General features: G+C 69.6%; 5 protein-coding genes. 2 read left to right on the top strand and 3 right to left on the bottom strand.

Translation table 11 applies throughout. From position 1 onward, the window contains the following. Both AB0O34_RS36135 and lanKC read right to left on the bottom strand, forming a co-directional pair. The coding region (locus AB0O34_RS36135) for a SapB/AmfS family lanthipeptide (protein ID WP_363923394.1) at window positions 1-109 on the bottom strand (109 nt) is incomplete at its 3' end. Between the two features lie 5 nt (window positions 110-114). Then, complete coding sequence (gene lanKC / locus AB0O34_RS36130) at window positions 115-2,736, bottom strand: class III lanthionine synthetase LanKC (RefSeq protein ID WP_363923390.1); 2,622 nt, start codon at window positions 2,734-2,736, stop codon at window positions 115-117. 505 nt (window positions 2,737-3,241) lie between these two features. On the opposite strand from lanKC, the gene AB0O34_RS36125 reads away from it, so the two are divergent. Continuing rightward, the gene (locus AB0O34_RS36125; RefSeq protein WP_363923388.1) at window positions 3,242-3,433 is read left to right on the top strand and encodes a DUF2795 domain-containing protein; all 192 of its coding nucleotides are present in this window, start codon (window positions 3,242-3,244) and stop codon (window positions 3,431-3,433) included. A gap of 73 nt (window positions 3,434-3,506) precedes the next feature. Here AB0O34_RS36125 and AB0O34_RS36120 read toward each other — a convergent pair whose 3' ends face one another. Next, window positions 3,507-4,109 (bottom strand): hypothetical protein, encoded by a 603-nt coding sequence (locus AB0O34_RS36120; protein ID WP_363923392.1) that lies wholly within the window; start codon window positions 4,107-4,109, stop codon window positions 3,507-3,509. Between the two features lie 376 nt (window positions 4,110-4,485). Here AB0O34_RS36120 and AB0O34_RS36115 point away from each other — a divergent pair. After that, a partial coding sequence (locus AB0O34_RS36115; protein WP_363923386.1) for a cation:dicarboxylase symporter family transporter occupies window positions 4,486-4,797 on the top strand: 312 nt, incomplete at its 3' end.

The following is a 4,797-nucleotide window of genomic DNA, read 5'->3' as shown; positions in this document are numbered from 1 at the left end:
GGCTGCTGTTCTCGTGGGGGGTGCACCCCAAGAGGCTGAGGTTGCTGCCACCGCCGCCGCCGTGGCCGCCACCCGGGATCTCCATCTCCTGAAGGTCCAGAAGCGCCATGTAATTCACCTCCCTCCGTTTTTCGTCGGGTCCGCCGTCCCGGCGGGAATGCCGGGCGGGGAGATCAGGGGCAGGGCCACCGGCCGGTCGTGCAGCACGGTGCCCAGCGCGAGGACCACTCCGGCGGTGCCGGTGGCGAGGTCCATCGAGAGCCGGAGAAGCTGGTTGCCGGGGAAGGCGAGCCCGCCGCCGTACGGCATGGCGTGCCAGCCGAGGCGGGAGATCTGGTCGGCCACCTCGGGCGCGTCGCGGTCGAGGCCGGGCCGCAGCCCCGTGCCGAGAGCCGCGATCATGCCGCCCCGGCCGGCGAACAGGCCCGACTGCACGTAGTAGTCCAGGGTCGCGACCGGGCCGATGTCGGAAAGCGCCCGCCGGAAGTCCTCGTCCTCGCGGTGCGCGAGGTACTGGCGCAGGACGAGCCCGATGCCGGCCGAGCCCTCGTCCAGGTACGGATTGGTCCGCCAGCCCTGCTGGACCTGGAGCTGCCCGTCCTCGCGGCGGGTGCAGCGGCGCAGGTCCTGCCGCAGCGCGACGCTCGCGTGCTCCAGCAGCGCGCTGTCACCGGTGGCCTCGAAGGCCCGCAGGAACAGCAGCGCTGGACCCGAGGAGCCGCGCATCAGCCCGGCGTGGGGGTTGGCCCCTCCGCTGACCTCGGGCACGCTGTCGACGGTGCCGAGCCGGTCGGCCACCATGTCGGCGATGGTGAGCGCGGTCTTTCCAAGATCGCGCTCACCGGTCTCCCGGGAGAGATGCAGCAGGTTGAGCCCGATGCCCGCGAGGCCGGCGTACAGGCTCTGGCCGAGCTGGTCCCACTTCTCCCGCAGGCACATGGTGACCAGGTCCAGGGCGTCCTGCCGGCGGCCGAGCGCCTCGAAGGCGTAGGCCACGCCGTGCAGGCCGTCGTAGAAGCCGAGGCCGGTGCCGGGTTCGGGGGCCATGGCCCGCTCGCGGAGCCACTCCTCGTGCTCGGGGAACCGTCCGGCGTCGGTCGCGGCCAGCGCGTACAGCACGCCCGCCGCGCCGCTGGCCAGGTTGAGCCCGCCGCCTGGCTGGAACTGCGACGCGTCGCCGGGGAACAGGCGGTCGTGGCGCTCCGGGGTCGCGGAGGCCAGGATGGCCCGGCACGCCGCGTCCCTGACCGAGGTCCAGGGGGCCCTGCCGGGGAGGGGTAGCTCGCGCATCGCCCGCAGGCGCCCGGCTCCCTGCTCCGTCTCCGCGTCCTTGCCGAGGATGGTCCGTACGGCCTCGTCCACGTAGGCGGGGGGGACCGGGAAGGTGTCGCGCACCAGCGTGGCGAGGTGGGTCACCTTGGCCCGGTGCAGGGGAATCAGCACCGTGGACATCGGGGCGAACAGGTTGAGCCGCATGCAGGCCAGGGCGTAGCGGTCCGCCTCCACGCCGAGCCGGTCCGGGGGCGGGCAGAAGCCCGGGTGGGCGAGGGTCGGCCGCGCCTTGTTCTCGGCGAGGCTCGCGACCTCGAAGTCGATGAGCACGACGCGCTCGCCGTCGACCAGCACGTTGAAGGGGTGCAGGTCCCCGAAGACGACCCCGCGCCCGTGCAGCGCGTTCACCGCCCGTTCGACGCGGCCGAGCATCCCGAGCGTCCACTCGGTGTACTCGGCGGCGTCCTCGGGGGTGATGGCCGCGCGGGTCAGGGGGTGCCTGTGGACCGACTCCTGGCTCAGCGTGGTCCCGTCGACGAACTCCTGGACGAGGAACTCGTGGTCGCCGAGCGTGAAGTAGTCGTGGAGGGCGGGGACGACGTCCAGCCCTTCGAGCCGCCGCAGGATGTCGGCCTCGTGCCGCAGTCGGGTGACCGCGTCGCGGCCGGCCGCGTCGAGCCCGGCGTGGGGCCTGGCCTCCTTGAGCACGACCTGGCGGTCCGTGCGGGTGTCGCGCGCCTTGTAGACGCCGCCGCCGTTGGAGAAGTGCAGCACTTCCTCGATCTTGTACGGCAGGTCCGTGGTGGTGACCGCCTTGCGTGCCGCGAGGTGGGGTTCCAGGAAGGCCGGGAGGGTGACCCATGACGGCGGTGAGAACGCGGGCCCCCGCCGGTCTGGCACCAGGGTGCCGTCCGCGCTCTCGATCGCGAGGACCCGCTCCCGGTTGCCGGTCAGGCAGTACCGCTCGGCGAAGCCGCCGTACCGGACGAAGAGGGGGCCCTCACCGAACCGCAGATCGCTGAGGATGTACGGGCCACGGACGCCGTGCAGGATCTCGTCCAGCTCCTTGAGCACGAGCTCCAGCTCGTCCTCGCCGGTCGGGTAGATCGTGACCAGCTTGCCGCTGCTTCCCCGGTCGGCGTACTTGGAGTTGAGCATCGTGACGACGCGCGGGCCCCGGAGGAACTTGAAGCTGAGCCGGCGGCCGACGCAGTAGTCCCAGACCGCTTCGAGCGTCCTCTCCGCGTCGTCCAGGCAGGAGGAGATGTGAATCTTCCATCCCTGGAGGGGGAGCGAACGGTCCTGCGGGCCGTAGTGGAGCCACGTGTCGGTGGCCCGGTGCTCCCACCCGGACGGCACATCCCTGGTCGCCAGGGCAAAGTCAGGGTGCTTCGTGCGCTGGTTGTCAAGGGTGTCGTAAAACAGTGGATCGGCTAGGCAGTAGATCTCATATCTGTCGATCATGTCCCACACCCCTCTCAGCGCTCGATCACTAAGAGGAGAATTACGGATAACCCCCGCCGTGCCTAGTGACGCTATCCATAGGTGTCATATGCCAGTGTCACTACTGCATTCGTGATAACTGTCACCGTCGGCGTGATTGACCTGTGATTTTCCGGGAAGAAGCTGCATGCCGGTGACTTCGGGAAAGTTCCTTGGTTGACCGGGTTTGGCGGTCTGCGGAGGGATGACCCCTCTGGCCTGCCGCAGAACATTGCTCGGGAGCTGGTCGGCGTGCCGTCGACCGGCTTCCTGGAATGTCTTGCCTACACTCCCGTATTTGGCTGGGTTTGTCCCGAACTCGGATTCCGGTCAGGAGTAAGCCGGGACTGTGAATGGTCCGCCGGCGCGTCCGAGACGATCGCGATCCGGGTGCAAAGACTCGCGCATCCAGCTCCTCTGAGGAGGAATGACCGGTTTCTCCGAGTCTGAGGTGGGAGAGGAACCACCTTGCGACAAAGGGGGAAATATGACGCAGGTGGACTTCATCCACGTTCAAAAGTATCTGTCCGGAGTTGACTACCCCGCGACGAGGGAACAGCTTCTGGAGCACGCCAAGCGGCAGGGCGCCGACAAGCAGGCGATGGAAGCCCTGCAGCGGCTCCCCGACAAGCAGTACGACGGTCCGAACGCCGTCAGCAAGGCGCTCGCCGGTTCCTGACCGAAGGCCTGGGTCGTCCTTCGCGCGCATCGTCGCCGCCGTGCCACCTGTCGGCCCGGCGGCGACGTCCAGGTCACGCGACCCGGCTCAGACGATCTGGTAGAGCAGTTCGGGACGCCCGAGCCCGCCGTACTGCGGCACGCGGCGCACGTTCCCGGTGTCGACGAGATGCTCCAGGTAGCGCCGGGCCGTCACCCGGGACACGCCGATCGCCCAGCCGACCGCCTGCGCCGACACCCCGCCGGGGGCCTTGCGCAGCTCGCCCGCCACGGCCTCCAGGGTCGGCCCCGTCATCCCCTTGGGCAGGGGGCCGCTGGTGGTGCCCCTGAGGGCGGACAGCGCGCGGTCCACCTCTCCCTGGCCGCTGACCTCCCCGGACCCGCCCACCGACGACCGGAACTCCGCGTACCGCCTCAGCCGCGTCCCGTACGGGCGTGACCGCTCGCACCGAGGGGCCGGGCGTGCCGGTGTAGGTCTCGGTGAACGTGTGCCCCGCGAGGGCGGGGGCGGTGTTGCCGAGGAAGCGCCCGCCTATCTGCAGGGTGTTCGGGTGGGTGTACCTGCGGCCCTCCCTGCTCATGATCGTGATGAAGTCCAGCCCGGCCTCCCGGCGGACCCGCTCCGCGTACGGCTGGAGCGCCACCGACGGATCGGGGTCGTCCAGGGCGGCGAGCACGGCCGGCGAGGCGGCCACGCTGATCGCCACGGCGCGGGTCGTCCTGCCCGCCTCGTCGCCCAGCAGCTGGCGCACGTGGAAGAAGGCGAGAAGGGTGCCGCCCGCCACCGTGATCCCGACGACGACGGTCTGCAGCACGAGCATCTGCCGGGCGAGGCTCCACCGCCTCAGCCGGGACGTCAGGGCTTCCACTTTCACCAGTTCACAGCGTTCGTGGTCTCATGGATATCTCACTGCTCCGGGATCGCGCCGGTGAGAACGGCGATGAACGAAATGTACGCAATAGTGACCCAGGTCACTACCAGGGCGCATAGTCACTCGACCGAAGCCTCAACTTCCTCCGTACCCGCGTACGAAAAGACATAAGGAGGGTCGCGTGACCACACCCGTAACCCCGGCGCACCGGGACCGTACCCGCTACCTCTACCTGGCGGTAATCGTCGCGGTGCTGGCCGGGATCGCGGTCGGGCTCCTGGCCCCCGACGCCGGCGTGGCGCTGAAGCCGCTCGGAACGGCCTTCGTGGCGCTGATCAAGATGATGATCAGCCCCATCATCTTCTGCACCATCGTCCTCGGGGTCGGATCGGTGGCCCAGGCCGCCAAGGTGGGCAAGGTCGGCGGCCTCGCCATCGGTTACCGGAAAGCCGCAGAAGGCCCCGTCCTTCAGGGCGGGGATGAATGCGGTCCC

Origin of the sequence: Sphaerisporangium sp. NPDC088356, from assembly GCF_040685555.1 — a bacterium.
Taxonomy (GTDB): Bacteria; Actinomycetota; Actinomycetes; order Streptosporangiales; family Streptosporangiaceae; genus Sphaerisporangium.
The sequence above is the reverse complement of the archived record's forward strand: the minus strand, read 5'-3'. Positions and strand labels throughout refer to the sequence as shown.